The sequence below is a fragment of the Streptomyces sp. SAI-127 genome (assembly GCF_029894425.1).
Classification (GTDB): domain Bacteria; phylum Actinomycetota; class Actinomycetes; order Streptomycetales; family Streptomycetaceae; genus Streptomyces.
In genome coordinates this window covers 9705984-9729957 of sequence record NZ_JARXYJ010000001.1, presented here as the reverse complement: position 1 = coordinate 9729957, position 23974 = coordinate 9705984, and the positions used below count along the sequence as shown (strand labels likewise).

Genomic DNA, 23974 nt, shown 5'->3' with positions numbered 1-23974 from the left:
GCCCGGTGCTCAGAGGTCCGTGGGCAGACCGCTCACCTCGGCGATGCCGCGCAGTTCGTCGTCGAGCCGACGGCGTTCGCGGATGTAGTCGGCGATCTCGCCGAGGCGGACCGGGTCGTCGGCGGTGTCCGCGTCGGTGACCACCCGGATCGGACTGGTGCCGTCGTCGACTTGGAGTTCGATCACCTTGTTGTCCAGTCGGCCGGTCACGGCGGTGGCGATGACCAGGGCGGCCTCGTCGCGGACCTCCTGGGGCAGCCCCTCCTGCTGGCTGTCCTCCAGCGCGAAGTCCAACGCGGGCAGCTGCTGTTCCTCGATCGCCCGCAGAACCGGGCGGACCACGTCGAGCAGCAGCTCGTAGTCCTCCGAGGCCATGCGGATGCGCAACAGATTCAGGTAGACGTCCACGGGCCTACCGTCGGGCGGAAGCTCGGGTTCGTTCATGCCCCTCGGGTTCCCCGTGTCCCGCCGCTCAGACCCGTCGCCAGCGAGCCATTGCGAACGAGAACACCCCGAAGAGCACCAGCCCTGCCGCGACCAGGACGAGCAGCCACGGTCCGAGGGGTGTCTCGGCGAACGAGCGGAGCGTGTCGTCGAGGCCCTTCGCCTTCTTGGGCTCGTAGTCGACCGCGGCGCGGACGGCGAACGCGCCCGCCGCGGTGAACACCACTCCACGCGCCGCTCCGCCGCCGACACCCGTCACATCGACCAGTTTCCTGACCCGCGGGCCCATCTGGGCGAGCTTGAGCTTGTCGTGGAAGGACCTGCGCAGTGCCTGTGCGGCGATCCACACACCGGCCACCGCGACGCCGGCGCCCGCGGCGCCGACGAGCCACTGGCCCGCGGGCCACTCCAGGGCCCGGGCGGTGATGTCCTGGGACTGTTTGTCGCTCGATCCTCCGCTGCCGGAGCCGGCGGCGAAGGACAGCACGGAATAGGCGACGAACGCGTAGAAGACGCAGCGAACCCCCGACAGCAGCCGTTTGGTGGCTTTACGGCCGTCGGGACCGACCGAGCCGAACACCACCTCGGACAGCCGCCACAGGGCCATGCCGACGAGCCCGACGCCCAGCGCCCACAGGACGACGGAACCGAACGGTTTGTCGGCGAGGGCGGCGAGGGCGCCGCCCCGGTCGGCCTGGCGCCCGCCGTCGCCGAAGGCGATCTGGAGGGCCAGCACGCCGACCAGTAGATAGATCACTCCGCGGGCGGTGAAACCCGCGCGGGCGGCGCCCTCCATGACGGAACCGCGTGCCGCGCGCCTGGCCTCGATCCGGCCTGTCTGTGCCGTGGAGCTCGTGGTCATGTCGACCCCCCTTGAAGTCCGGGTGCCGTCCTGGCGGGCGGTCACACGGAGTGCGGTCAGTCGGCCAGTCGCGTGCGTTCGGGCATGGCCGCGAGGAGGCGGTGAGCCGTCTCCAGGGCCAGCCGCACGTCCCGCGTGCCGGTGGAAACACAGAGTGTGTAGGCGAGATCCCGGGCCCGCGGGCTCGGCTCGGCCACCTTCGCGGCCTCCTCGGCCCGCAGTGCCTCGTACGCGTCGACGAGACGGCGCAGGAACGCGGGGTCGGGTATCAGCATCGGGCTCACTCCTCGTGGGCTCACGCCTCGCCCGGCCCGTCGGCGGCCTGCCTGCGGGCCCGGTCCGCCAGCGCCTCGTCGCGCACGCGCGCGCAGCTGCGGCTGATGAGCCGGGAGACGTGCATCTGCGAGATGCCGAGCTGGTCGGCGATGCGGCTCTGTGTCATGTCCTCGAAGAAACGCATGTAGAGAATGGCGCGCTCGCGCTCGGGCAGCCGACGCAGGCCCTCCTTGGCGGATTCGCGGTCGACCACGACGTCGTACGACGTGTCGGGGGCGCCCAGGGTGTCGGCGAGGCTGTAGCCGTCGTCGCCGGCCGAGAGCTCGGCGTCCAGGGACAGGGTGCTGAAGCTTTCGAGGGCCTCAAGGCCGGTGGTGACCTCGTCCTCGGTCAGGCCGGTGTGGGCGGCGAGATCGGCGGGCGTCGGCTCGGGGGAACCGGGGTTCTGGGTGAGCTCGCGCCGGGCCACCCGCACCTTGTTGCGCAGTTCCTGTACGCGGCGGGGCACCCTGAGGGCCCACATGCGGTCCCGGAAGTGGCGCTTGACCTCGCCGGTGATGGTGGGCACGGCGTAGCTCTCGAAGGCTCCGCGTTCCGGTTCGAACCGGTCGATGGCCTTCACGAGCCCGAGTGCCGCGACCTGGCGCAGGTCCTCCAGCGATTCGCCGCGGTCACGGAACCGGCCGGCGATGCGGTGGGCCATGGGCAGCCAGGCGGTGACGAGTTCGTCGCGCAGGGCGTCGCGCTCGGGGCCTTCCTCCAGCCCGGCCAGCCGGGCGAAGAGGGCCATGGTGTCGGGGGCGTCGTCGTGCCGCCGCCTGCCGGCGGTGGGGCGGACCTGGGTGGTGGTGGTACGGCTGGTCGACGTGTCGGTGAGCATGCGGATTCGCTCCTGAAGAACGGGTTCAGGGACTGACCGCGGGAGGGACGCCGCCGGGACCGCCGAAGAGGGGCCCGCAGCAGCCATGCAGCTCCCGCTGGCGCGCCTCCGGTCCGAAGCACGAAACTGCGTCTGCCCTGCTGTATGGGGCTCAAACACCGCTGTCGAAACTCCGTTTCCGGCGGCTTCCACAGAGGTGCCGGATCAGCTCAGGGGCACCACGGCGGTGATGCACTTCCCGCCCGAGGGCAGGTCGGTCACGCGGACGTCGCGGGCCAGCCGGCAGACGATCGGCCAGCCGTGGCCGCCGGGACGCCACCTGCCCTGCGGGTCGACGGGCTCCTTGGCGACCGGCAGCGCGGTGCTGCGGTCGCTCACCGACAGGCACACGCCCCGGCCCCCGACGTCGACGTGGAAGTCGGTGATGCCGCCGCCGTGCAGGATCGCGTTGGTGGTGAGTTCGGAGGCGACGAGCAGCGCGTCCGAGAGGGCCTGCGCATCACACGAGGTGTGCGTGGTGCGGCAGCGCTCGGACACGGCCCACTCGACCGCCCGGCGTGCCTCGGCCGGCCGGCACGGCCGTGGCCGTGCGTGCGCGACGGCGAGTTCGGGGGTGGCTTCGGCCCTGTGCTCCTCGCACATGAAGTGGCTCCTGATCGATGGATCGGCTGGCTCTTGGGTCGTTGCAGCGGAGGCCGGGCCCGGCTCGACCCACGGACACGGTGACCCTGTGCGGTGCGCTTCTCCGTGAGCCTCTGGTAATCGGCTGACCTCTCCTCGTCCGGTCAAACCTCCCCGTTTCGGACGGGAGTGCCGGCCATTCGATCGCGATCCCGGGGTACGCGGTCCGTATGACGGATGTCGTGGACTCAGACGAACTGCTGCGCCGGATCCAGCGGGCCCGGGCCTGCGCGGTGGAGGAGGAACGGTCCTGGCGGGCGCGGAGCGAGGACTTGCGGCCCTCCGATCCGGAGGCCGCCGGGGACGCCGCCGTACGCACCCTGGCCTACGAGGCCGTGATCAGGGTGCTGGACGAGGTGCTCAGGCCGGGCAGCCGCTGACCGTCGGGGGTCCGGTGCGGACTGATTGACGGAGGTCTGGGCCGGGCACCCGGGCCCCATGACTGTCGACCACACCCAAGCACCCGTTCTGGACGCTCTGGCCGACTACCACCGCCGGGGACAGCTGTCCTTCACGCCGCCGGGACACAAACAGGCCCGTGGGGCCGACCCGGCGGTCCGGGAGACGCTGGGCGACGCGGTCTTCCTCGGGGACGTGCTGGCGTCGGGCGGTCTGGACGACCGGCTGACCCGGGGACGGGTGCTGGAGCGGGCCGAGGAGCTGATGGCCGACGCCGTGCACGCCGATCACACGTTCTTCACCACGTGCGGGAGTTCCCTCTCGGTGAAGGCGGCGATGCTGGCCGTGGCGGGTCCGCACGAGAAGCTGCTGATCGGGCGGGACGCCCACAAGTCGGTGGTGTCCGGGCTGATCCTGTCGGGGATCGAGCCGGTCTGGATCGAGCCGCGGTGGGACGCCGAACGCCACCTGGCGCACCCGCCGTCCGCCGCCCAGTACGAGCGGGCCTTCGAGGCCCATCCCGACGCGAAGGGCGCCTTGGTCACCAGCCCGACGCCCTACGGCAGTTGCGCGGCTCTCGGGGACATCGCCGAGGTCTGCCACCGCCGTTCGGTCCCGCTGATCGTGGACGAGGCGTGGGGCGCGCACCTGCCCTTCCATCCCGATCTGCCGTCCTGGGCCATGGACGCGGGCGCCGACATCTGTGTGACCAGCATCCACAAGATGGGCAGTGGTCTGGAGCAGGGGTCGGTCTTCCATCTGCGGGGTGATCTCGTCCCGCCGGATCTGCTGAAGATGCGCGCCGACCTGCTGGGCACCACGAGTCCCTCGGTGCTGCTGTACGCCGGTCTGGACGGCTGGCGCCGGCAGATGGCGCTGCGGGGCAAGGAGTTGATGGGCGGGGCGCTGGATCTCGCGGCGCGGGTCCATTCCGCGATCGAGGAGATCGACGGGATGCACGTCGACGACCGCGACGACTTCTGCGGGCCGGGCCTGGCCGACGACCTCGATCCGCTGCCCGGTGTCATCGACCTCGACGGGCTCGGGATCACGGGGTTCCAGGCCGCGGACTGGCTGCGCGAGCACCGGCACATCGACGCCCATCTCACGGATCATCGGCGGATCGGGATGCAGATCACCCACGGCGACGACGAGGAGACGACCGGCGAGCTGCTCGCGGCGCTCAGGGATCTCGCCCGGGCGGCGCCGGAGTTGGGTCCGGCCCCGCGGGTGGAGGTACCGCCGCCGTCCGAGCTGCGGATGGAGCAGGTCAGGCTTCCCAGGGACGCGTTCTTCGGTCCGGCCGAGAAGGTGCCGGTCGCCGAGGCCGCCGGTCGGATCGCGGCCGAGATGATCACGCCGTACCCGCCGGGGATCCCGGCCGTGCTGCCCGGTGAACTGCTGACCCAGCCCGTACTGGAATACCTGCGGACCGGGTTGGCCGCGGGCATGAACCTGCCCGATCCCGCCGACGCGGCGTTGGAGACGATCAGGGTGGTAAACGCGTCCGCCGAGTGAAACCGGTCACGCACCTCGGTTTGGATTGCGCGAAATCACCATGGATGGTTTACGGTTCATTCATACGTGGTGACGGGGTCGACATACCGTCCTCCGACACCACCTCTGTCTGCCCTGGCTGGCCTCCCCCGTCCAGCCAGGGCTTTTTCATGCCGTGGCCAGATCCTCACATCCGCCGAGGTGCCCCGGAAGGCGGCAGCCGCTGAAATGGGCGTAGGCACAACACCGGAATCCATCGCCGGCGAGGAGCCCCGCGTCATGACCAAAGCGATAAAACTGCTGACCGCGCTGCCGCAGCCGCAGCGTCAGAGCCTGATGACGCTCGCCAAGGAGGTCTCCTTCCCCGAGGACTTCCACATCTTCGAGGCGGGTGGTACGGCCGACCGCTTCTGGGTCATCCGCTCCGGAGCCGTCTCGCTGACCCAGCAGGTGACCGCCCATCACCGGGTCACGGTCGGCGGACTCGGCTCGGGCGACCTGCTCGGCTGGTCCTGGCTGTTCCCGCCGTACCAGTGGGACTTCGGCGCGGAGGCGTTCAGCCCCGTGCGGGCCCACGAGTTCAACGCGGCGGCGGTGCTCCGGCTGTGCGAGGAGGACCAGCAGCTCGGCATGATCCTGGTCCGCAGCGTCGCCGAGATCCTCGCCCACCGGCTGGAGACGACCCGGGGCAAGCTCATGGAGCAGTACGGCACGCATCGCCGCGGTGTTCTCTAGTGCCTCGGCAGGCGACGATCGCCCGGTGAGGAGCGGCGTCGTGGGGGAGCGTGGCCACGGCGTGCCGGGCGTCGCAACGGGGCGAACGTTGCCTGCCGAGGCACCCGGTCCCGGGCGGCAGGGGCTCGCCAGGTCTCAGACGCGGTAGCGGCGCAGCGCCGGCACGGCGAAGGCCAGGGTCAGCATGACAACGACGACCAGGATGCCGCCGCCGGCGACCGCGGGCCGGGCTCCGAAGGCCGTGCCGGCGGTGCCGTGCAGGACGTCGGCGAGCCGTGGGCCGCCCGCGACGACGACGGTGAAGACGCCCTGCATCCGGCCGCGCATCTCGTCCGTCGCGGCGGAGAGCAGGATCGCCCCGCGGAAGACCATCGAGACCATGTCGGCGACCCCGGCCACGGCCAGGAACACCACGGCGAGCCACAGACTGCCGCTCAGCCCGAAGCCCGTGATGGCCACGCCCCAGGCGACGACCGCGCCGATGACCATCCAGCCGTGCCGACGGGCCCGCGAGAAGGCGCCGGATATCAGTCCGCCGACCACCGCGCCGATCGGGATGGCCGCGAACAGCAGGCCCAGCGCGAACCCCTCGCCGTACGGGGCGTAGGTCTCGGAGGCGAGCTGCGGGAACAGGGCCCGGGGCATGCCGAAGACCATGGCGATGATGTCGGCGAGGAAGGACAGCAACAGCACCTTGTGCGCGGAGATGTAACGGAAGCCCTCGGCGATCTCGCGGACGCCGGCCCGACGCGCCGCGGCGGCCGCGAGCGGCGGCAGGGAGGGCAGCCGGTACACCGCCCACACCGTGACGCACAGCGCCAGGGCGTCGATGAGGTACAGCTCGGGCAGGCCGATCACCGGGATCAGGACACCCGCGAGCAGCGGGCCGACCACCTGGCCGGTCTGCATGACGGTGGACCCCAGGGCGTTGGCGGCGGGCAGCTGCGCCTCGGGGACCAGGCGGGCGATGGAGGCGTTGCGGGCGGGGGCGTTCAGGCCCCAGAACGCCTGCTGCACCGCGAGCAGGATCATCAGGGCCGCCACCGAGTCGAGCCCGCTGACGGCCTGGAGCCAGAACAGGACCGACGTGACGGCGATACCGGTGTTGGTGATGAGCAGCAGCTTTCGGCGGTCCATGCTGTCGGCGACCGCGCCGCCCCACAGGGCGAACACGATCAGCGGCAGCAGTCCCGCCATGCTCGCGGCGCCGACCCAGGCCGAGGAGCCGGTGATGTCGTAGATCTGCTTGGGCACCGCGACGGCGGTGAGCTGGCTGCCGACGGCCGTGACGATGGTCGAGCTCCACAGCCGGCGGTAGGCCGGTATGCGCAGCGGGCGGGTGTCCATCGCCCAGCGACGCCAGCCGCGCCGGGTCGGCGGCGCCTCGTCCGCGGCCGGTGTCCTGGGTTCGGTGCTGCTCTCGCCGGTGTCCACACGCTTCCTGGTTGCTCGTTACATCTAACGGATCCAGGGTTCACTATCGCAGCACCGTCCAGGAATCCGGGACGCGGTATCTCAGCTTGTGGACCTGGCCATTGACGTCTTCACGCTCCGGCCACCAGCGCGGCGCCGAGGGCGACCATCGTGGCGGCGACCAGTCCGTCGAGCACGCGCCACGCGGTCGGCTTGGCGAGGAAGCGGCTGAGCAGCCGGGCCCCGAAGCCGAGCGCCACGAACCAGCACAGACTGGCGAATACGGCGCCGAGCCCGAAGGTCCAGCGCAGCGGGCCGCGGTCGGCGGCCACGGATCCGAGCAGGAACACGGTGTCGAGGTAGACGTGCGGGTTGAGCCAGGTCATCGCCAGACAGGTCAGCACCGCGCGCTTCCGGGAGCCCGTCCCCTCGCCCTCCGCCCGCAGGCCCGACTCCCCCGGCCTGAAGACCCGGCGGGCGGCGAGGGCGCCGTAGCAGAGCAGGAATCCGCCGCCGATCCAGCCGACCAGGGTCAGGGCGCCCGGCCAGGCGACCACCACGGCGCCGACACCGCCGACGCCGAGAGCGATGAGGAGGGCGTCGGACAGGGCGCAGATGCCGACGACGGCGAGGACGGCGTCGCGGCGGATCCCCTGACGCAGGACGAAGGCGTTCTGGGCGCCGATGGCGACGATGAGCGAGAGGCCGGTGCCGAAGCCTGCGGCAGCGGCGGACAAGGAAGCGGGCATGGCTTCGACGGTACGGAGACGATCACTGCACGTACAGCTAAAGATTCTTACGTATCATTAGCTGTCGTGATGATGACCGAACTTCCCCTGGATCAGGTGCGGACCCTGCTCGCGGTGGTCGACGAGGGCACGTTCGACGCCGCGGCCGCCGCTCTGCATGTGACCCCTTCGGCGGTGAGTCAGCGGGTCAAGGCGCTGGAGCAGCGCACGGGGCGGGTGCTGCTGGTGCGCACCAAGCCGGTGCGGCCGACCGAGTCGGGCGAGGTGGTGGTGCGGTTCGCCCGGCAGCTGGCCCGGCTGGAGCGGGACGCTCTCGCCGAGCTGGGCATGCCGGGTGAGGGGGAGGTGACCCGTATCTCGGTCGCGGTGAACGCGGACTCCCTGGCGACCTGGTTCCTCGAAGCGCTCACGCGGGTTCCCGAACGGGAGCGGCTGTGTTTCGAGCTCCGGCGCGAGGACGAGACGCGTACGGCGGAGCTGCTGCGGGAGGGGCTGGTGATGGCGGCGGTGACGTCCTCGCCCGAGGCCGTGGCGGGGTGTTCCGTGCGGGCGCTGGGGCGGATGCGGTATCTCGCCGCGGCGAGTCCCGGGTTCGTGTCGCGGTATCTCGCGGGGTCCTCGCGGGAGGGGCTCGCGGAGGCGCCGGTGGTGACGTTCGACCGGAGCGACGACATCCAGGACGGGTTCCTGAGGCAGCTGGGCCGCGGTGGGGCGAGCCGGGTGCGGCATGCGGTGCCGGCGTCGGAGGGATTCGTGGAGGCGGTCGCGCTGGGACTGGGGTGGGGGATGGTGCCGGAGATTCAGGCGGGGGCGTTGCTGCGCGAGGGGCGGCTGATCTCGCTGGCGCCGGATCGGCCGGTGGATGTGCCGTTGTACTGGCAGCAGTGGAAGTTGGACTCGCCCGCGCTGGCCGCGGTGGCGGAGGCGGTGGCGGCGGCCGCGTCGGAAAGGCTCACATGAAACCGCCGCTCCAAGCCGTCGGGGGACGGCGGATCCGTTACGGGGCGCTGCCCAGCTCCCTCTCCGCGCTGTCCAGGAGCATGTCCAAGGCCGTCGGATAGGCGCTGGTGACCATGCGGGTGGCCAGCAGAGGTGCCGCCTCCGCGATGCGGGGGTAGCGGTCGCCGGGCAAGCGGGCGTACGTCGAGCGCCACATGGACTCGTCGGCGTCCAGCGCCGCACTCGGCAGGGCCAGGGACGCCGCGTCCAGGGCCGCGAAGGCCAGCGTCTGGTCGATGAAGGCGTGGTAGATCCGCACGGTGTCCGGCAGCGGGAAGCCCGCCCTGCGCAGGACGTCCAGGACGGCCTCGTCCGCGGCCAGTTCGTTGGTCCGGCCGGTGACCCTGCTGGTCGTCAGCACGGCGGCCTGGGGATGAGCGACGTACGCGGCGTGGATGCGCAGGCCCACCTCGCGCAGATCGTGCCGCCACCGCCCCGTCGGCGCCCAGCCCTCCAGCGCCTGCCCGATCAGGGCGTCGCCGATGGCCAGCGTCAGGTCGTCCATGCCGCGGAAGTAGCGGTAGAGCGTGCTCGGGTCGGCGTCCAGGGCCAGGCCCAGGCGGCGGGCGGTGAGGCCGGTGCTGCCGTGCTCGCGGAGCATCCGCAGAGCCGTCTCCACGATCAGCCCCTCGGACAGCACGGTCCCGCTCCTGGTGGGCCTGCGCCGACGGCGCCTGTCCTCGGGGACCACGGGCTTCGGCATGGCGGCTCCTTATGCCAACGCCACTGACCTTGAACGAGCGCACGGCGTTGCATCTCCGCCATCAACGTCCAGGGCCAGGCCCAGGCGGCGGGCGGTGAGGCCGGTGCTGCCGTGCTCGCGGAGCATCCGCAGAGCCGTCTCCACGATCAGCCCCTCGGACAGCACGGTCCCGCTCCTGGTGGGCCTGCGCCGACGGCGCCTGTCCTCGGGGACCACGGGCTTCGGCATGGCGGCTCCTTATGCCAACGCCATTGACCTTAAACGAGCGCACGGCGTTGTATCTCCGCCAGGGGCCCCGCACATCTGCGACCTTCGACCCGTAAGGGAGTGTTTGTCATGCGCGTACTGCTCGTGGGCGCCGGGGGCGTCGGCACGGCCATCACCCGGATCGCTGCCCGGCGGCCCTTCTTCGACGTCATGGTCGTCGCCGACTACGACCCGGCCCGCGCCGAGGCCGCGGTGACCGCGCTCGGCGACCGGGCCGACCGGTTCCGCGCCGAGCGCGTGGACGCGAGCGACGAGTCGGCCGTGACCGCCCTGCTGGAGCGGCACGCCTGCGACGTCCTCCTCAACGCCACCGACCCGCGGTTCGTGATGCCCCTGTTCCGGGCGGCGCGCTCCGCCGGGGCGAACTATGTCGACATGGCGATGTCCCTGTCGCGTCCGCATCCCGAGCGGCCGTACGAGGAGTGCGGGGTCAAGCTGGGCGACGAGCAGTTCGCGCAGGCCGAGGAGTGGGAGAAGGCGGGCGCCCTGGCCCTCGTCGGCATGGGTGTGGAGCCGGGCCTCTCGGACGTCTTCGCCCGGCACGCGGCCGATGAGCTCTTCGACGAGATCGAGGAGATCGGTGTCCGCGACGGCGCGGATCTCACCGTCGACGGCTACGACTTCGCCCCTTCCTTCAGTATCTGGACCACCATCGAGGAGTGCCTGAACCCTCCCGTGGTCTACGAGGCCGACCGCGGCTGGTTCACGACGGAACCCTTCAGCGAGCCGGAGGTCTTCGACTTCCCCGAGGGCATCGGCCCGGTCGAGTGCGTGAACGTGGAGCACGAGGAGGTACTGCTCGTCCCCCGCTGGGTCGGTGCCCGCCGGGTCACCTTCAAGTACGGACTGGGCCGCGAGTTCGTCGAGACGCTGAAGACGCTGCACCTGCTCGGCCTGGACCGCACCGCGCCGGTGACCGTGCCGAGCCCCGCGGGGCCGGTCGCGGTCTCGCCCCGGGACGTCGTGGCCGCGTGTCTGCCCGACCCGGCGACGCTGGGCGAGCGGATGCACGGCAAGACCTGTGCGGGCACCTGGGTGAAGGGCGTCAGGGACGGGGCGCCGCGCGAGGTGTACCTCTACCACGTGGTCGACAACCAGTGGTCCATGGCGGAGTACGGCTGTCAGGCGGTGGTGTGGCAGACCGCCGTGAACCCGGTCGTCGCCCTCGAACTCCTCGCCACCGGCGCCTGGACCGGCACGGGCGTCCTCGGTCCGGAGGCCTTCCCGGCCCGCCCGTTCCTCGATCTGCTGACCACGTACGGCTCCCCGTGGGGCATGCGGGAGCAGTGACCGGGCGCGTCCCACAGGACCCGATTGTTTCACCACGCATCGACAGGTGACCCGAAACCGAGTAAGGCATGCACGAGGGCACGTACGACTTCGATCGCAGGTGACTTTTGATGGACAACTGGCGAACCCATGCCGCGTGCCGCCGCGAGGACCCGGACCTCTTCTTCCCGATCGGCACCACCGGCCCCGCACTGGTCCAGACGGAGCAGGCCAAGTCGGTCTGCCGGCGCTGCCCCGTCCAGGAGCAGTGTCTTCAGTGGGCCCTCGACACCGGGCAGGGAATCGGCGTCTGGGGCGGCACGAGCGAGACGGAACGCCGGGCACTCGCCCGGCGCGCGGCAGCCGCGCGGAGAAGGTCCGGCTGACCGGGTCCGTTCACCGGGGTCCGCTGACCGGGTCCGGTCGACGCCACGTGCGTCGACCGGACCCGGTCAGCGTCCCGTGCGGCGCAGCGGGCCCCAGGAGTTCTCCTGCCGGTCCACTTCGGCCCGCGCCTCGTCGATCACCCGGGGGTCGATCCAGCACATCGGCCGCACGTCCGTGACCAGCGGCTCGTTGTCCGGCCCCCGGCCCCGCTCGCGGCCCTGGAGGGCCCAGGGGCGTACGTCCGGGCCTTTCTCGTGCGGAAGGTGCGAGTAGTCGTACAGGCGGCGGGCCACCCACAGCTGGACGGGGCGGTCCTGCCACCACTCCTCCACGTCCAGCGGGTTCGCCGACAGTCCCGGCAGTGACACGCCAGTGAGTTCGTCGGTGCTGGACACGTGGGCCAGATCGACCTCGGGGCCGCGCGACCAGCGGACGTACAGCTGTCCGTGCCGTTCGGTCAGGCTCCCGAGTTCAGCGAGTGTCCGTACCACCGGCAACCCGTCCGACACGCTCATGTCCCGACCTCCCTCTCCTTTCGCAGGGATACGGGGTACCCCGCACGCCACGAGGAAAATCAGGGGTACGGCTGGGGCGTCGGGCCCCCGGGCATCCGCAGGGTGAAGAGGCTGCCGGCGCCGGGCTCGCTCGCCGCCTCGACCGTTCCGCCGTGGGCGGCGACCAGGTGGCGGACGATGGGGAGGCCAAGGCCTGATCCCCCGGTACGGCGGCTGCGGGACTTCTCCGCGCGCCAGAACCGGTCGAAGACGTGGGGCAGGTCGTCGGGGGCGATGCCGGTGCCGGTGTCGGCGACCGCCAAGGCGATGCCGTCGCCGTCCCGGCGGGCGGACAGGGTGACCGTGCCGCCGGCCGGGGTGTGGCGCAGGGCGTTGGAGACCAGGTTGCCGAGCGCCTGCCGCATCCGGAGCGGGTCGGCGTCCAGCCAGGGCTCGCCCTCGATGTCGGTGCGCAGTTCGACCCGGGCCGCGTCGGCGGTGACGCGGTGTGCGGCGGCGACCTGCTGGAGGAGTTCGTCGCAGCGGACGGGCTCCCGGTGCAGGCGCAGGGTGCCTGCGTCGGCGGCGGCCAGGTCCTGGAGGTCGTCGATGACGCGCTGGAGGACGAGGGCCTCCTCGTGCAGGGAGGCGAGCAGGGCGGGGTCGGGGTCGACGACACCGTCCCGGGTGACCTCCAGCCAGCCGCGGATGTTGGTGAGCGGGCTGCGGAGTTCGTGGGCGATGTCGCTGACCATCGCCTTGCGCTGGGCTTCCAGGCGTTCGCGGCGCTCGGTCAGGTCGTTGAAGGCCGCGGCGAGGATGCCGGTCTCGTCGCGGGTGGTGACGGGGACGCGCACATGGAGTTCGGGCGGCTGCTGGGCCGCCGCGGTGAGCGCGCGCAGCGGGCGCACCAGCCGGGTGGCGACCAGCGCGGTCGCGGCGACGGTGACGGCGAGCACGAGACCCGCGGTGCCCACGACCTTGGCCTTGTTGGCCGGGGACATGTCGAACAGCACGGCGGGAGTGTCCCCGGTGCCCAGGAAGAGTTCGGCCACCGGGGCCACGTACGGGTCGAGCTGGGCGCGGCGGGCGTCGTCGAGGCAGGCCTGGGCCTCGCGTGCCTCCTTCGCGTCCTGTTTGACGAACCCGGGCGCCAGCGACGGGGACCGGAAGTCGGCGCCCGCGCGCCCGAGGCCGACACTCAGCGGTGTATCGGCGCGCAGGCCGTTACGGGTCAGGCAGGCGCGCGCCCCGGCCTGGAGTGCGTCCAGGGCCTTCTGTTCCGTGGGCATCGGCGTGTTCAGGACCCCGTCGGCGCAGGCGTCGGGCACATAGGAGGGCTGCACGGAGCTGTCCGCTTCGGTGAGGACCGCCCGGCCGCTCGGGGTGTGCACGATGGTGGTCTCGATGCCGTTTTGGGCGAAGCAGGACTGGCGGCTGCGCGCGTTGGCGTCGACCTCGCTGCGCTCCCCCTTCGTGAGCCGATAGGGGCCGACCACCCGGGGGTCGATGCCGCCGATCTGGGCGCCGCGTTCGCTGTACGTGTCGGTGCGCAGCGGGTCGACGGTGGCGGCGGCGCTCGGCGGCAGGGCGGTGCCGCGGGAAGCCGAGTCGGCGACGGTCCTGCGGTCGGGGGTGACAAGGGCGATGCGCCGGCCGGTCTGCGCGGACAGCTCGCGCACGGTGGCGGTCACGCCGGTCCAGTCGGGGTGGGTCGCCGCGTATCCGCTGAGCTCGGCGAGGACCTCCATGTCGTCGGCGAGCGCCTGCCCCTGTTCCTCGCGCAGGGCCTGGGTGGTGGTCGCCACGGCCAGCCAGGCGGTCGCGGCCACCGAGCACACGGCGATGAGCCCGGACGTGATCAGCAGGCGGACCAGCAGCCGCTTGTGCAGGGGTATACGAGCGCTCATCCGCGCCCGCCGCTGAGCTTGTAGCCGACGCCGAACACCGTCAGCAGCCGCACCGGCCGGCGCGGGTCGGCCTCGATCTTGCGGCGCAGGTTCATGATGTGCACGTCCACGGCCCGTTCGGTGGAGGCCCGGTCGGTGCCCCGGGTGACCTCCAGCAACTGCCGCCGCGAGAAGACCCGTTCCGGCTCGGCGACCATGGCGAGGAGGATCTCGAACTCGGCCGGCGTGCACTCCACCGGCGCCCCGTCACAGCGCACCTCGTGCCGTACCGGATCGACCGCCAGGCCTCCGGCGCGCAGGACGGGATCCTCGGGCCGGTCGGCGGCCGCGCCCCGCCCGCTGCGCCTGAGGACGGTCCGGATACGGGCCATCAGTTCGCGCGGGCTGTAGGGCTTGGTCATGTAGTCGTCGGCGCCCAGCTCCAGGCCCAGCAGGACGTCGTCCTCCTCCGACCGCGCGGTGAGCATCACGACGGGAATGTCCTCGTCGCGGCGCAGCACCCGGCACACGCCGAACCCGTCGATCACCGGAAGCATCAGGTCCAGGACGACGAGGTCGGGGGCGAGCCGCCGAGCCGCGTCCAGCGCCGCCCGCCCGTCGTGGACGACGGTGGCGGTATGGCCCTCCGCGAGCAGCGAGCGCCGTATGAGTTCGGCCTGCATCTCGTCGTCCTCGGCAACCAGCACATGTGCGCACACCCGGCGGATCCTAAGCGCTCAGCGGGCCAGGGACTTGGCGTCGCCCATGACGACGACCGGATGAAGGTCCGGGTCCAGGGTGAGGAGCAGCTCCTTCATGTGGTCCTCGGCGATGCTCACACAGCCGTGGGTGGGTCCGCCGTGGTCGACGTGGAGCCATATCCCGCCGCCGCGCCCCGCGCCGAGGGGCCGTGTCCAGTCCAGGGGTGAAGTCCCGGGCTGCCGGTTGTAGTTGACGGCGATCACGTAGTCGAAGGATCCGGCCAGCGGCTCGCCCTCGAAGCCCGTGCCGGGTGCGGTGAAGCCGACGCCGCGGTCGTACGGCAGCTTGGTGCCGGGGTCCTTCAGCAGCCCTCCGGCGTCCGTGAGGGTGTAGACGCCGGTCGGTGAGCGCAGGTCGCCCGCCAGGTGGTGGTCGGTCCAGCCCTTGAGGGCGTTGTGCGCGGGCCAGCTCGCACCGGCCTGCCAGCCGGCCTCGGTGCGCTCGTACAGGACCACGGTGGAGGCCGACGAGTCGCGGCCCCGCCCGGTGACCACGACGGCCTGTCGGGCGTCGGCCGGCACCTTCGCCCACGTCTTCGGGCCGAGCCCTGGTATCTGCTGAGGGGCGACCTCGACGGATATCTCCGGTGAAGGCGTGGGCGAGGGCGTGGGATCCGAAGTCTCCTGAGAGGGAGCGGGCGTGCCCTCCGTGTTGGCCACGGCACCGCCGCCGCATCCGGTGAGAAGCAGGGATGCGGCGAGCAGGGCCACGTGGGTTCTGCGTGTGATCATGGAAAGACTCTGGTCGACACTTGTAAGGAAGTGGTCAGGTTCTAGGGCCGGTTCGGTTTCCCCGGTGTGTAGAGCCAGGTCTGGAACAGGCCGTCCAGGTCCTTCCCCGACACCCGTTCCGCGAGGCGCTGGAACTGCGCGGTGGTCCCGGTGCCGTCGCGGTGCCCGGACGCCCAGGCGCGCAGGATCAGGAAGAACGCCCGGTCGCCGACGCGCGTGCGCAGCGCGTGCAGGGTCATGGCGCCACGGGCGTAGACGGGGGTGCCGAAGATGTTGGCGCCACTGCCGGGGTCGCCGGGCGGGAATTCCCACAAGCCGTCGCTCGCGGGCTTCGCGTACAGGCCGTCGAAGGTCTTCTGCGCGCTGTCGCCGCCGTGCTGCTCGGCGTAGAGCCACTCCGCGTAGGTCGCGAAGCCCTCGTTGAGCCAGATGTCCTTCCACGAGGTCAGGGAGACGGAGTCGCCGAACCACTGGTGGGCGCTCTCGTGGACGAGGGTGCTCAGGCCGGGTGCCCGGTCGTAGACCGGACGGCTCTGGGTCTCCAGCGCGTAGCCGACGTTCGGGGCGCGGTCCACGATGGAGCCCGCGGCACGGAACGGATAGGGCCCGAACAGCTTGCTCTCCCACTCCAGGACGGAGGGCAGTTGCTTGAGGACCGGGGCTGCCGCGGCGGCCTCGCGGGGGTCGACGGCGTTGTAGACCCGGATGCCGCTTTTGGTGGTGAACTGCTGCACGTCGAACTTTCCGACGGTGGCTGTGGCCAGGTAGGCGGCCATGGGCTCGCTCTGGCGCCAGCGGAACGTGGTCTTTCCGTGCGTGGTCCGCCGGGAGAGGAGGACGCCGTTGGCGACCGCGGTGCGCCCCTTGGGGACGGTGATCGTGAAGTCGTACGACGACTTGTCCGTGGGGTGGTTGTTCGCCGGGAACCAGGTCATGGCGCCCTGCGGTTCCCCGGCGACGAAGGCCCCGTCGTCGGTGGGGATCCAGCCGTCGAGCGAGCCGTCCGGGTCGGTGACAGGACCGGGCTTGCCCTGGTAGGTGACCGTGATGGTGAACCGTTCCCCCTTGCGCAGGGCGCGCCGCGGGGTGACGACCAGTTCCTGTCCGTCGCGGCGGAATCCGGCCTTGGCGTGACCGACCGTCAGACCGGTGACGGTCAGGCCCTCGAAGTCGAGATCGAAGCGGCTGAGGCGCTGGGCGGCGCGGGCGGTGAGCACCGCCTTGCCGTCGAGGTGGCCGCTGCCCGGGTCGTAACCGAGCGTCAGGTCGTAGTGCTCGACGTGGTATCCGCCGTTTCCGGCGAGCGGGAAGTAGGGGTCGCCGACTCCGGACGATCCCGTCGACGGGGGTGCGGCGGCCCCGAGCAGCGCCACAAGGGCGAGGGGGGTGGTGGCGAGGACGAAGGTGCGTCTGACGGCCTTCGGCACGTGCGCTCCTACAGGTGGGGGGGCAACGGCTTCACACTAAAGGCCGCCTGCGCCGCAACTCACCCTTGATGAGGTCAAGTCGCGCCCGGCTGCGCAGTACGCTCCCGACGCACTCCGCCCTTCGTCGAGAGGTCGTCCGTGAGCGTTCGCGTCCGCCGTGTCTACGAACCCCCCGAGCCCGCGGACGGCGTGCGCGTCCTGGTCGACCGGCTGTGGCCGCGCGGGCTGTCCAAGGACGCGGCCCGTGTGGACGAGTGGCCGAAGGCACTCACCCCCTCGACCGAACTGCGCCGCTGGTACCACCAGGGCGAGGGCTCGTACGAGGAGTTCGCCGAGCGCTACGAGGCGGAGCTGGCCGATCCCGAGGCGGCCGGACTTCTCGACCGGGTCCGGGAGTTGGCGAGCACGGGAGACGTGACCCTGCTGACCGCTTCGAAGACGCCGGAGCAGAGCCACGCCACCGTGCTGGTGCGCCTGCTGGAGTCGTAGTGCCTCGGCAGGCGACGTTCGCCCCGTCGCGACGCCCGGCACGCCCTCTCACCGCACCGGACGAAAGCCCAAGTACGTCCGGTCCATCGACGGGGCCTTCCGGTCGGCACTCCCCCAGCCTTCGGCCGGGGGGACACCCCCAGAGCACGCACCGGACGCCGCTCCTCAACGGGCACACGTCGCCTGCCGAGGCACTAGCCGACCTGTTTGGCCGCCGCCCGGCCCGCCGCGCGCCCCGAGAAGAGGCAGCCACCGAGGAAGGTGCCCTCGAGCGCGTTGTAGCCGTGCACACCGCCGCCGCCGAAGCCGGCGACCTCGCCCGCCGCGTACAGGCCTTCGAGGGGCTTGCCGTCGGTGCCCAGGGCGCGGGAGTCGAGGTCGGTCTGGATGCCCCCGAGGGTCTTGCGGGTCAGGATGTGCAGCTTGACGCCGATGAGGGGCCCGGCGGCGGGGTCGAGGATGCGGTGCGGGGTGGCGACCCGGCCGAGGCGGTCGCCGATGTAACGGCGGGCGTTGCGGATGCCCTGCACCTGGGCGTCCTTGCTGTAGGAGTTGGCGATCTGGAGGTCGCGGGCCTCTATCTGGCGGCGGATCCCGGCGGCGTCGAGCAGGGCCTTGCCGGTGAGCCCGTTCATCTTCTCGACCAGCTGCTCCAGGTTGGGGGCGGTCACGAAGTCCGCGCCCTTGCGCAGGAACGCGTCGACCGGTCCCGGAGCTCCCTTGCCGAGGATCCGCTCCTTGAGGAAGCCCGCGCGGTCCTTGGCGGTGATGTCGGGGTTCTGCTCGGAGCCCGAGAGCGCGAACTCCTTCTCGATGATCTTCTGGGTGAGGATGAACCAGGAGTGGTCGTGCTCGGCGATGTCCTCGGTGGTGCGCAGGTGCCTGAGGGTGCTGAGGGTGTCGTAGCCGGGCAGGCAGGGCTCGGGCAGCCGGCGGCCCAGCGCGTCGAACCACATGGACGAGGGGCCGGGCAGGATGCGGATGCCGTGGCCGGGCCAGATCGGGTCCCAGTTCTGGATGCCCTCGGTGTAGTGCCACATGCGGTCGCGGTTGACCAGCCGGACGCCGGCGCCGGCGCTGATGTCGAGCATCCGGCCGTCGACGTAGGCGGGCACGCCGGTGACCATCTCGGCGGGTGGGGTGCCGAGCCGCTCGGGCCAGTAGCGGCGGACGATGTCGTGGTTGGCGCCGATACCGCCGGTGGTGACGACGACGGCGTGGGCGGTGAGCTCGAAGTCGCCGATCCGGTCACGGTTGGAGGCGACACCGCGCGCGGAGTTGTCCTCGGCCAGCACCGTGCCGCGCACGCCTCGGGCGGTGCCCTCCTCGACGACGAGTTCGTCGACCTGGTGGCGGTGGTAGAAGGTCAGCAGTCCGTCGCGCGCGGCCTGCTTGGCGTACCCGACGAAGGGCTCGACGACTCCGGTGCCGGTGCCCCAGGCGATGTGGAAGCGGGGCACGGAGTTGCCGTGTCCGTGGGCGGTGAGGTCACCGCGCTCGGCCCAGCCGACGGTCGGCAGGAACTTGATCCCGTGCCCCTCGAGCCAGGACCGCTTCTCCCCCGCCGCGAACTCGACATAGGCGCGCGCCCAGCGCACCGCCCAGGAGTCCTCGTCGTCGACGCGGTCGAACTTCGCGCTGCCCTGCCAGTCGTTCCAGGCGAGGTCGAAGGAGTCCTTGACGCCGAGGCGCCGCTGTTCCGGGGAGTCGACCAGGAAGAGACCGCCGAAGGACCAGAAGGCCTGGCCGCCGAGGTTGGCGGCGTTCTCCTGGTCGACCAGCGCGACCCTCTTGCCGCGACTGGTGAGCTCGTGCGCGGCGACCAGGCCCGCGAGCCCCGCTCCGACGACGATGACGTCGGCATCCATGGCGACCATCCCTTCCTTCATACGGTGGTGTCGCTGCCGTCGGTGAGCAGCGCGGTGAGCAGTTGCTTCAGCCAGACACGGGCCCGCTCGAGATCCCCGTCCAGCAGCAGTTGGACGGTGACACCGTCGTAGGCGGCGACCACGGCGTGGGCGGCGTCCTCGACGTCGGCCGGCACGGCGGGCAGTTCGGCGTGCCCTCGCGCGCGTGCCAGCCGTTCGGCGACGGCCCGCCTGAGCCGCGCCCGGTGTTCGAGCAGCGTCCGGGCGACCTCGGGCGCGCGGGCGGCGTGCACCAGGAAGTCGGTCTTGACCAGAAGCCAGTCCCGGTCGAGGAGCAGCACTTCGGTGACCCGGTCGACGGCGGCCACCACGTCGAGGCCCGGCCCGTCGAGGGCGAGGGCCCCGGAGACCTGCTCCGCGATCAGGTCCGCGCGCTGCTGGTAGAGCGCGAAGAAGAGCTCGTCGAGACTGTCGAAGTTCGAGTAGAAGGCGCCCCGGCTGTATCCGGCGGCCTCGCAGACCTCCTCGATCGACACGCGCCCGAAGCCCTTGGCGGCGAACACCGCGAAGGCCGCGTCCAGGAGGTTGGCGCGTGTGCGGACCCGGCGCCTGGTCACGCGTCTGGTCGTGTCCTGTGTCGCCATGTCGGGTCCTCCGTTCGATACGCGAATGTATCCGATACAGCGATGCATCGAAAGAGTCGAACACCTCAGCGGATTTCATTGGAACAGATTTTCGAATAAGGAGTACGCTGGATCCATGACCGCGCACCTCCAGGGCTCCCTCTTCGACCAGACCGACCAGCTGCGGCTCGGCCCCCTCGACGGGATCCGCCGTACCGTGCTCGGCTTCGGCGCCTGGATCGACACACTGCCCGGATGGCTCGGTGGCGCGGACGCCCTCTTCGAACAGCTGGCCGCCGAGGTGCCGTGGCGCGCGGAGCGCCGCGCGATGTACGACCACGTCGTCGACGTACCGCGCCTGCTCGCCTTCTACGGCGTGGACGACAAGCTGCCGCATCCCGTACTCACCGAGGCCCGCGAGGCGCTCACCGCGCACTATGCCGAGGAGCTGGGCGAACCCTTCACCACGGCCGGGCTCTGCTACTACCGCGACGGCCGGGACAGCGTCGCCTGGCACGGCGACCGGACCGGACGGGGCGCCCGCGAGGACACCATGGTCGCCATCCTCTCCGTGGGTGCACCGCGCGACCTGGTACTGCGACCGGTTCGCGGCGGCGCCGGGACCGTACGGCGGCCGCTGGGACACGGCGACCTGATCGTGATGGGCGGCTCCTGTCAGCGCACCTGGGAGCACGCCGTACCGAAGTCCACGCGCGCCACGGGGCCGCGCATCAGCATCCAGTTCCGCCCGCACGGCGTGCGCTGAGGCAGAGAGGCGGCTGCTTCCGCTGCACGCGGGGGCTGCCTCCGGCGGACGGTGCCGGAGGCAGCCTCGTCCCTCCGGGGGCCGGACGGGGAGGACCGGCGACAAGCCGCTGCGGCGGCGGGCCCGGAGGACGAAACCGTGGCGTGGGCGGGCCGGGAGCCCGGGGGTGCAGGTCTCCAGGAGCGTGCCCGGCCCGGGGTGCGCGCCGGTCCCGTGGTGTTCAAGGCTGACGGAGGTCGCCGACCCCTCTGTCCGGCGCCGCGCACCCCGGCGCGGCAGCCACGCGGACGGTGCCGGAGGCAGCCTCGTCACCACGGAAGTTGAGCGCTGGAGGACCGGTACCCGCCGCTCCGGATCGCCTGAGCGTCTGCTTTGCTGTGTGCCGTCGGGCAGGGACTCACCGGACGGGGCGATCATGAGCGCAGGCGTGCAGCAAGTCGCGGACGGCACCTATCTGGTGCACGGCAGCAACACCAACTGGGTCATTCTGACTGAGGGAAGCGCCGCCACGCTGGTCGACACCGGCTACCCGGGCGACCGGGAGCAGGTGCTCGCCTCCCTCGCGGAGGTGGGGAGCTCCCCGGAGGCGGTCACCGCCGTGCTCATCACGCACGCCCACAACGACCACCTCGGCTCCGCCGAGTATCTGCGCAGCGCCTACGGCACGCCGGTCTACCTGCACGAGGCCGAAGTGCCGCACGCGCGGCGGGAGTTCCTGCACCAGGTGTCCGTCGGGACGGTCCTGAAGAACGGCTGGCGGCCCGGTGTGCTGCCGTGGGCGGTGCACGCGATCCGCGTGGGCGGCACGGCCCATGTGCCCGTCGCCTCCCCGCAGCCCTTCCCGGCGGAGGGCACGCTCGATCTGCCGGGCCGTCCGCGGCCCGTGTACACGCCGGGCCACACCGACGGGCACTGCGCCTTCCAGCTCCCCGAGCGCGGCGTGGTGATCTCCGGCGACGGCCTGGTGAGCGGTCACCCGACCTCACGGGTCAAGGGGCCCCAGCTGCTGCCGGACATGTTCCATCACGAGCGCGCCCGTGCCGTGGCGTCGCTGGACGTGTTCGCGGGGCTGGAGGGCGATGTGCTGCTGCCGGGACACGGGCCGGTACACCGAGGTCCAGTCCGTGAAGCGGCACTTCAGGCCAGGGACCGCGCGCTCTAAGGTGAGGTGACGATCACCGACCAGGCGAGGACAGAGCACCGATGGCACTGCAGATCAGCGCGACGAACCCGGAGCACCCCGCGCTCCTGCTCGAACTGCCCTGGCAGCTGCCGCTGGAGCAGTGGCCGGAGGAGGTCCTGGTCCCGCTGCCGCGCGGCATCTCGCGCCACGTGGTGCGCTACGCCCGGGCCGGTGACGAGGTCATCGCCGTGAAGGAGCTCGCCGAGCGCCCGGCGCTGCGCGAGTACGAACTGCTGCGCGACCTGGACCGGCTCGGCATCCCCGCCGTCGATCCGCTCGCCGTGGTCACAGGGCGCGTCGACGCCGAGGACGCCCCGCTGGAGCCGGTGCTGGTCACCCGGCATCTGGGCGGCTCGATGCCGTACCGCTCGATGTTCGAGACCACCATGCGTCCCGCCACCATGCACCGCCTCATGGACGCGCTGGCCGTCCTTCTGGTCCGCCTGCACCTGGCCGGGTTCGCCTGGGGCGACTGCTCGCTGTCCAACACGCTCTTCAGACGGGACGCGGGCGCCTACGCCGCCTATCTGGTGGACGCCGAGACCGGTGACCTGCATCCGCAGCTCAGCCCCGGGCAGCGGGACTACGACCTCGACCTCGCCCGCGTGAACATCAGCGGCGAGCTGCTCGACCTGGAGGCATCCGGGGCGCTGCACCCCTCGGTGGACGCGATCGAGTTCGGCATGGAGATCTGCTCGCGCTACAACGGCCTGTGGGAGGAGCTGACCCGCAGGTCCGTCTACCCGGCGGGCAAGTACCACTACATCGAGCGCCGGATCCGCCGGCTCAACGAACTCGGCTTCGACGTGGCCGAGATGCAGATCGAGCACGCGCCGAACGGCGACACGGTCACGTTCGTGCCGAAGGTCGTGGACGCGGGTCACCACCAGCGCCAGCTCCTGCGCCTGACGGGCCTGGACACCGAGGAGAACCAGGCCCGCCGGCTCCTGAACGACCTGGAGAGCTGGATGGCCACCCAGGACGACTACGCCCCGGGCGACCCCCTCGGCGCCCGCCCGGAGGTGCTCGCCCACCGCTGGGTGCGGGACGTGTTCCGGCCCACGGTGCGGGCCGTGCCGCTCGAGATGCGCGGGTCGATGGACCCGGCCGAGATCTACCACGAGCTCCTTGAGCACCGCTGGTACCTGTCCGAGCGGGCCCAGCACGACATCGGCCTTGACACGGCGGTGGACGACTACATCACGAACATCCTCCCCAAGGCCCGGGAGACGCTCCAGCCCACCCCCGCCACCGCGGACTGACCTCAGGCGTGCGGCACCACGGCCACCGGGCAGTCCGCGTGGTGCAGCACGCCGTGCGCGACCGATCCGATCCGGGCCCCCACAGCGGTACGGCGGGCCCGGCGTCCGACGACCATCAGCTGGGCCCGCGCGGTCACCGACAGCAGCACCTGCCCCGCGCTGCCCATCTCGATGTGCTCGACGACCGGCACGTCGGGGAAGCGTTCCCGCCACGGCTGGAGCGCCGAGGCCAGGGCCTTCTTCTCGTACGGCTCCAGTCCTCCGGCCTCGTCCAGAAGCTTCAGCGAGCCGGGGCTGTAGGCGAACACAGGCGGCAGCGTCCAGGCCCGTACGGCACGCACGGTGGCCCCCCGCGCCGCCGCCGTCTCGAAGGCGAACCGCAGGACGTCGGCGCTGTCCTCCGGGTCGCCCTCCTGGCCCACGACGATCTCGCGTCCGGACGCCTCCGCGGTGGCCTGGTCCCCGGCGCGCACCAGGACGACGGGCCGCGCCGCCTCCGCGATCACCTGCTGGCCGACCGAGCCCAGCAGGAAGCCGACGACCGGCCCGTGCCCGCGGGAGCCGAGGACCAGCAGTTCGGCGTCGGCAGCGGCGGCCACCAGCACGTCCACGCTGCCGCCCTCGACGACCTCGGTGGACACGTCGAGCCCGGTGTGCCGCCCGGTGACCGTCCGGACGGCCTCGGTCACGGCGTCCCGCGCCCAGCCCTCCTGGGTGTCCCGGTCCCCCGCGTCGATTCCCTCGTACGGCTGGAACCGCCACGCGTGTATCACCCGTAGCGCCACGTCTCGCCGGACCGCCTCCCGCGCGGCCCAGTCCAGCGCGGCGAGGCTCTCCTCGGTTCCGTCGATCCCTGCGGTGATCGGGCGGGTCATGCGGTGGCCTTCCTGTCAGCGGTCACGTGCGTGCGGTCCAGTCT

26 protein-coding genes and 1 pseudogene are annotated in these 23974 nt (G+C 71.7%); 10 read left to right on the top strand and 17 right to left on the bottom strand.

All coding sequences use genetic code 11. The features are described from left to right. Positions 1-9 precede the first annotated feature (9 nt). The 5 genes from M2157_RS44570 to M2157_RS44550 form a co-directional block, all read right to left on the bottom strand. Positions 10-444 carry a hypothetical protein gene (locus M2157_RS44570; protein WP_280855436.1) on the bottom strand — a complete coding sequence of 145 codons (435 nt, stop codon included), beginning with the start codon at positions 442-444 and terminating at the stop codon, positions 10-12. Positions 445-472: 28 nt separating this feature from the next. Continuing rightward, on the bottom strand, positions 473-1306 hold the full coding sequence (locus M2157_RS44565) for a DUF1206 domain-containing protein (RefSeq protein ID WP_280855437.1): 834 nt from the start codon (positions 1304-1306) through the stop codon (positions 473-475). Positions 1307-1362: 56 nt separating this feature from the next. Then, positions 1363-1581: a DUF5133 domain-containing protein gene (locus M2157_RS44560; protein ID WP_280855438.1), complete on the bottom strand. Its 219-nt coding sequence runs from the start codon at positions 1579-1581 to the stop codon at positions 1363-1365. A gap of 20 nt (positions 1582-1601) precedes the next feature. Next, positions 1602-2462, bottom strand: a complete 861-nt coding sequence (locus M2157_RS44555; protein ID WP_280855439.1) for a SigB/SigF/SigG family RNA polymerase sigma factor — start codon at positions 2460-2462, stop codon at positions 1602-1604. A 204-nt stretch (positions 2463-2666) separates the two neighbouring features. Further along, entirely contained in the window at positions 2667-3104 is a 438-nt protein-coding gene (locus M2157_RS44550; RefSeq protein WP_280855440.1) for an ATP-binding protein, read from the bottom strand. Positions 3105-3313: 209 nt separating this feature from the next. Here M2157_RS44550 and M2157_RS44545 point away from each other — a divergent pair, with 209 nt between their 5' ends. The 3 genes from M2157_RS44545 (at position 3314) to M2157_RS44535 (ending at position 5774) form a co-directional block, all read left to right on the top strand. Next, the gene (locus M2157_RS44545) at positions 3314-3523 is read left to right on the top strand and encodes a hypothetical protein (protein WP_280868046.1); all 210 of its coding nucleotides are present in this window, start codon (positions 3314-3316) and stop codon (positions 3521-3523) included. A 58-nt stretch (positions 3524-3581) separates the two neighbouring features. Then, positions 3582-5060 (top strand): aminotransferase class I/II-fold pyridoxal phosphate-dependent enzyme, encoded by a 1479-nt coding sequence (locus tag M2157_RS44540; RefSeq protein ID WP_280868045.1) that lies wholly within the window; start codon positions 3582-3584, stop codon positions 5058-5060. Between the two features lie 258 nt (positions 5061-5318). Continuing rightward, positions 5319-5774 (top strand): cyclic nucleotide-binding domain-containing protein, encoded by a 456-nt coding sequence (locus tag M2157_RS44535; RefSeq protein WP_280868044.1) that lies wholly within the window; start codon positions 5319-5321, stop codon positions 5772-5774. Positions 5775-5909: 135 nt separating this feature from the next. Here M2157_RS44535 and M2157_RS44530 read toward each other — a convergent pair whose 3' ends face one another. Beyond that, complete coding sequence (locus tag M2157_RS44530) at positions 5910-7208, bottom strand: MFS transporter (protein WP_280855445.1); 1299 nt, start codon at positions 7206-7208, stop codon at positions 5910-5912. A 110-nt stretch (positions 7209-7318) separates the two neighbouring features. Then, positions 7319-7936, bottom strand: a complete 618-nt coding sequence (locus M2157_RS44525) for a LysE/ArgO family amino acid transporter (RefSeq protein WP_280855447.1) — start codon at positions 7934-7936, stop codon at positions 7319-7321. Positions 7937-8005: 69 nt separating this feature from the next. Here M2157_RS44525 and M2157_RS44520 point away from each other — a divergent pair, with 69 nt between their 5' ends. Beyond that, positions 8006-8896: a LysR family transcriptional regulator ArgP gene (locus tag M2157_RS44520; protein ID WP_280858904.1), complete on the top strand. Its 891-nt coding sequence runs from the start codon at positions 8006-8008 to the stop codon at positions 8894-8896. 37 nt (positions 8897-8933) lie between these two features. Here the strand turns inward: M2157_RS44520 and M2157_RS44515 are convergent, their stop codons facing one another. Further along, positions 8934-9638, bottom strand: coding sequence for a TetR/AcrR family transcriptional regulator (locus tag M2157_RS44515; protein WP_280855448.1), 705 nt, complete (start codon positions 9636-9638; stop codon positions 8934-8936). Between the two features lie 66 nt (positions 9639-9704). Further along, positions 9705-9866 (bottom strand): annotated as a pseudogene (locus M2157_RS44510) (TetR/AcrR family transcriptional regulator); the annotation flags it as partial. Between the two features lie 108 nt (positions 9867-9974). On the opposite strand from M2157_RS44510, the gene M2157_RS44505 reads away from it, so the two are divergent. Both M2157_RS44505 and M2157_RS44500 read left to right on the top strand, forming a co-directional pair. After that, the gene (locus M2157_RS44505) at positions 9975-11195 is read left to right on the top strand and encodes a saccharopine dehydrogenase C-terminal domain-containing protein (RefSeq protein ID WP_280868043.1); all 1221 of its coding nucleotides are present in this window, start codon (positions 9975-9977) and stop codon (positions 11193-11195) included. Positions 11196-11305: 110 nt separating this feature from the next. After that, positions 11306-11560, top strand: coding sequence for a WhiB family transcriptional regulator (locus tag M2157_RS44500; RefSeq protein ID WP_057611382.1), 255 nt, complete (start codon positions 11306-11308; stop codon positions 11558-11560). 66 nt (positions 11561-11626) lie between these two features. Here M2157_RS44500 and M2157_RS44495 read toward each other — a convergent pair whose 3' ends face one another. From M2157_RS44495 to M2157_RS44475, 5 genes are read right to left on the bottom strand one after another with little or no spacing between them, the layout of a single operon-like run. Then, the gene (locus tag M2157_RS44495) at positions 11627-12076 is read right to left on the bottom strand and encodes a DUF6098 family protein (RefSeq protein WP_280855451.1); all 450 of its coding nucleotides are present in this window, start codon (positions 12074-12076) and stop codon (positions 11627-11629) included. A 59-nt stretch (positions 12077-12135) separates the two neighbouring features. Further along, on the bottom strand, positions 12136-13965 hold the full coding sequence (locus M2157_RS44490; RefSeq protein ID WP_280855453.1) for a HAMP domain-containing sensor histidine kinase: 1830 nt from the start codon (positions 13963-13965) through the stop codon (positions 12136-12138). After that, positions 13962-14663, bottom strand: a complete 702-nt coding sequence (locus M2157_RS44485; RefSeq protein ID WP_280855454.1) for a response regulator transcription factor — start codon at positions 14661-14663, stop codon at positions 13962-13964. Before M2157_RS44485 ends, M2157_RS44490 begins: the two co-directional genes overlap by 4 nt. A gap of 18 nt (positions 14664-14681) precedes the next feature. After that, the gene (locus M2157_RS44480) at positions 14682-15437 is read right to left on the bottom strand and encodes a L,D-transpeptidase family protein (RefSeq protein WP_280868042.1); all 756 of its coding nucleotides are present in this window, start codon (positions 15435-15437) and stop codon (positions 14682-14684) included. Between the two features lie 41 nt (positions 15438-15478). Next, the gene (locus tag M2157_RS44475; RefSeq protein WP_280855456.1) at positions 15479-16864 is read right to left on the bottom strand and encodes a M1 family metallopeptidase; all 1386 of its coding nucleotides are present in this window, start codon (positions 16862-16864) and stop codon (positions 15479-15481) included. Positions 16865-17002: 138 nt separating this feature from the next. On the opposite strand from M2157_RS44475, the gene M2157_RS44470 reads away from it, so the two are divergent. After that, on the top strand, positions 17003-17353 hold the full coding sequence (locus M2157_RS44470; RefSeq protein WP_280868041.1) for a DUF488 family protein: 351 nt from the start codon (positions 17003-17005) through the stop codon (positions 17351-17353). Positions 17354-17547: 194 nt separating this feature from the next. On the opposite strand, the gene M2157_RS44465 is transcribed toward M2157_RS44470, so the two are convergent. Beyond that, a complete protein-coding gene (locus tag M2157_RS44465; protein ID WP_280855458.1) occupies positions 17548-19221 on the bottom strand; it encodes an FAD-binding dehydrogenase in 1674 nt (557 codons plus the stop codon). Positions 19222-19238: 17 nt separating this feature from the next. Continuing rightward, a complete protein-coding gene (locus tag M2157_RS44460) occupies positions 19239-19865 on the bottom strand; it encodes a TetR/AcrR family transcriptional regulator (protein ID WP_280855459.1) in 627 nt (208 codons plus the stop codon). Between the two features lie 115 nt (positions 19866-19980). Between M2157_RS44460 and M2157_RS44455 the strand changes: the two genes are divergently transcribed. The 3 genes from M2157_RS44455 (at position 19981) to M2157_RS44445 (ending at position 23055) form a co-directional block, all read left to right on the top strand. Next, positions 19981-20610: an alpha-ketoglutarate-dependent dioxygenase AlkB gene (locus M2157_RS44455; RefSeq protein ID WP_280868040.1), complete on the top strand. Its 630-nt coding sequence runs from the start codon at positions 19981-19983 to the stop codon at positions 20608-20610. Positions 20611-21025: 415 nt separating this feature from the next. Next, the gene (locus M2157_RS44450; protein WP_280868039.1) at positions 21026-21772 is read left to right on the top strand and encodes an MBL fold metallo-hydrolase; all 747 of its coding nucleotides are present in this window, start codon (positions 21026-21028) and stop codon (positions 21770-21772) included. 41 nt (positions 21773-21813) lie between these two features. Then, the gene (locus M2157_RS44445) at positions 21814-23055 is read left to right on the top strand and encodes a DUF4032 domain-containing protein (RefSeq protein WP_280868038.1); all 1242 of its coding nucleotides are present in this window, start codon (positions 21814-21816) and stop codon (positions 23053-23055) included. Positions 23056-23057: 2 nt separating this feature from the next. On the opposite strand, the gene M2157_RS44440 is transcribed toward M2157_RS44445, so the two are convergent. Next, complete coding sequence (locus M2157_RS44440; protein WP_280855462.1) at positions 23058-23930, bottom strand: universal stress protein; 873 nt, start codon at positions 23928-23930, stop codon at positions 23058-23060. Positions 23931-23974: the final 44 nt, after the last annotated feature.

Coding starts and splice junctions, on each gene's coding strand:
- M2157_RS44525 (WP_280855447.1), bottom strand. CDS start 7,936: ATGCCCGCTTCCTTGTCCGCCGCTGCCGCAGGCTTCGGCACCGGCCTC.
- M2157_RS44460 (WP_280855459.1), bottom strand. CDS start 19,865: ATGGCGACACAGGACACGACCAGACGCGTGACCAGGCGCCGGGTCCGC.
- M2157_RS44555 (WP_280855439.1), bottom strand. CDS start 2,462: ATGCTCACCGACACGTCGACCAGCCGTACCACCACCACCCAGGTCCGC.
- M2157_RS44540 (WP_280868045.1), top strand. CDS start 3,582: ATGACTGTCGACCACACCCAAGCACCCGTTCTGGACGCTCTGGCCGAC.
- M2157_RS44455 (WP_280868040.1), top strand. CDS start 19,981: ATGACCGCGCACCTCCAGGGCTCCCTCTTCGACCAGACCGACCAGCTG.
- M2157_RS44565 (WP_280855437.1), bottom strand. CDS start 1,306: ATGACCACGAGCTCCACGGCACAGACAGGCCGGATCGAGGCCAGGCGC.
- M2157_RS44465 (WP_280855458.1), bottom strand. CDS start 19,221: ATGGATGCCGACGTCATCGTCGTCGGAGCGGGGCTCGCGGGCCTGGTC.
- M2157_RS44560 (WP_280855438.1), bottom strand. CDS start 1,581: ATGCTGATACCCGACCCCGCGTTCCTGCGCCGTCTCGTCGACGCGTAC.
- M2157_RS44570 (WP_280855436.1), bottom strand. CDS start 444: ATGAACGAACCCGAGCTTCCGCCCGACGGTAGGCCCGTGGACGTCTAC.
- M2157_RS44515 (WP_280855448.1), bottom strand. CDS start 9,638: ATGCCGAAGCCCGTGGTCCCCGAGGACAGGCGCCGTCGGCGCAGGCCC.
- M2157_RS44500 (WP_057611382.1), top strand. CDS start 11,306: ATGGACAACTGGCGAACCCATGCCGCGTGCCGCCGCGAGGACCCGGAC.
- M2157_RS44440 (WP_280855462.1), bottom strand. CDS start 23,930: ATGACCCGCCCGATCACCGCAGGGATCGACGGAACCGAGGAGAGCCTC.
- M2157_RS44545 (WP_280868046.1), top strand. CDS start 3,314: ATGACGGATGTCGTGGACTCAGACGAACTGCTGCGCCGGATCCAGCGG.
- M2157_RS44480 (WP_280868042.1), bottom strand. CDS start 15,437: ATGATCACACGCAGAACCCACGTGGCCCTGCTCGCCGCATCCCTGCTT.
- M2157_RS44450 (WP_280868039.1), top strand. CDS start 21,026: ATGAGCGCAGGCGTGCAGCAAGTCGCGGACGGCACCTATCTGGTGCAC.
- M2157_RS44550 (WP_280855440.1), bottom strand. CDS start 3,104: ATGTGCGAGGAGCACAGGGCCGAAGCCACCCCCGAACTCGCCGTCGCG.
- M2157_RS44445 (WP_280868038.1), top strand. CDS start 21,814: ATGGCACTGCAGATCAGCGCGACGAACCCGGAGCACCCCGCGCTCCTG.
- M2157_RS44535 (WP_280868044.1), top strand. CDS start 5,319: ATGACCAAAGCGATAAAACTGCTGACCGCGCTGCCGCAGCCGCAGCGT.
- M2157_RS44520 (WP_280858904.1), top strand. CDS start 8,006: ATGATGACCGAACTTCCCCTGGATCAGGTGCGGACCCTGCTCGCGGTG.
- M2157_RS44495 (WP_280855451.1), bottom strand. CDS start 12,076: ATGAGCGTGTCGGACGGGTTGCCGGTGGTACGGACACTCGCTGAACTC.
- M2157_RS44505 (WP_280868043.1), top strand. CDS start 9,975: ATGCGCGTACTGCTCGTGGGCGCCGGGGGCGTCGGCACGGCCATCACC.
- M2157_RS44490 (WP_280855453.1), bottom strand. CDS start 13,965: ATGAGCGCTCGTATACCCCTGCACAAGCGGCTGCTGGTCCGCCTGCTG.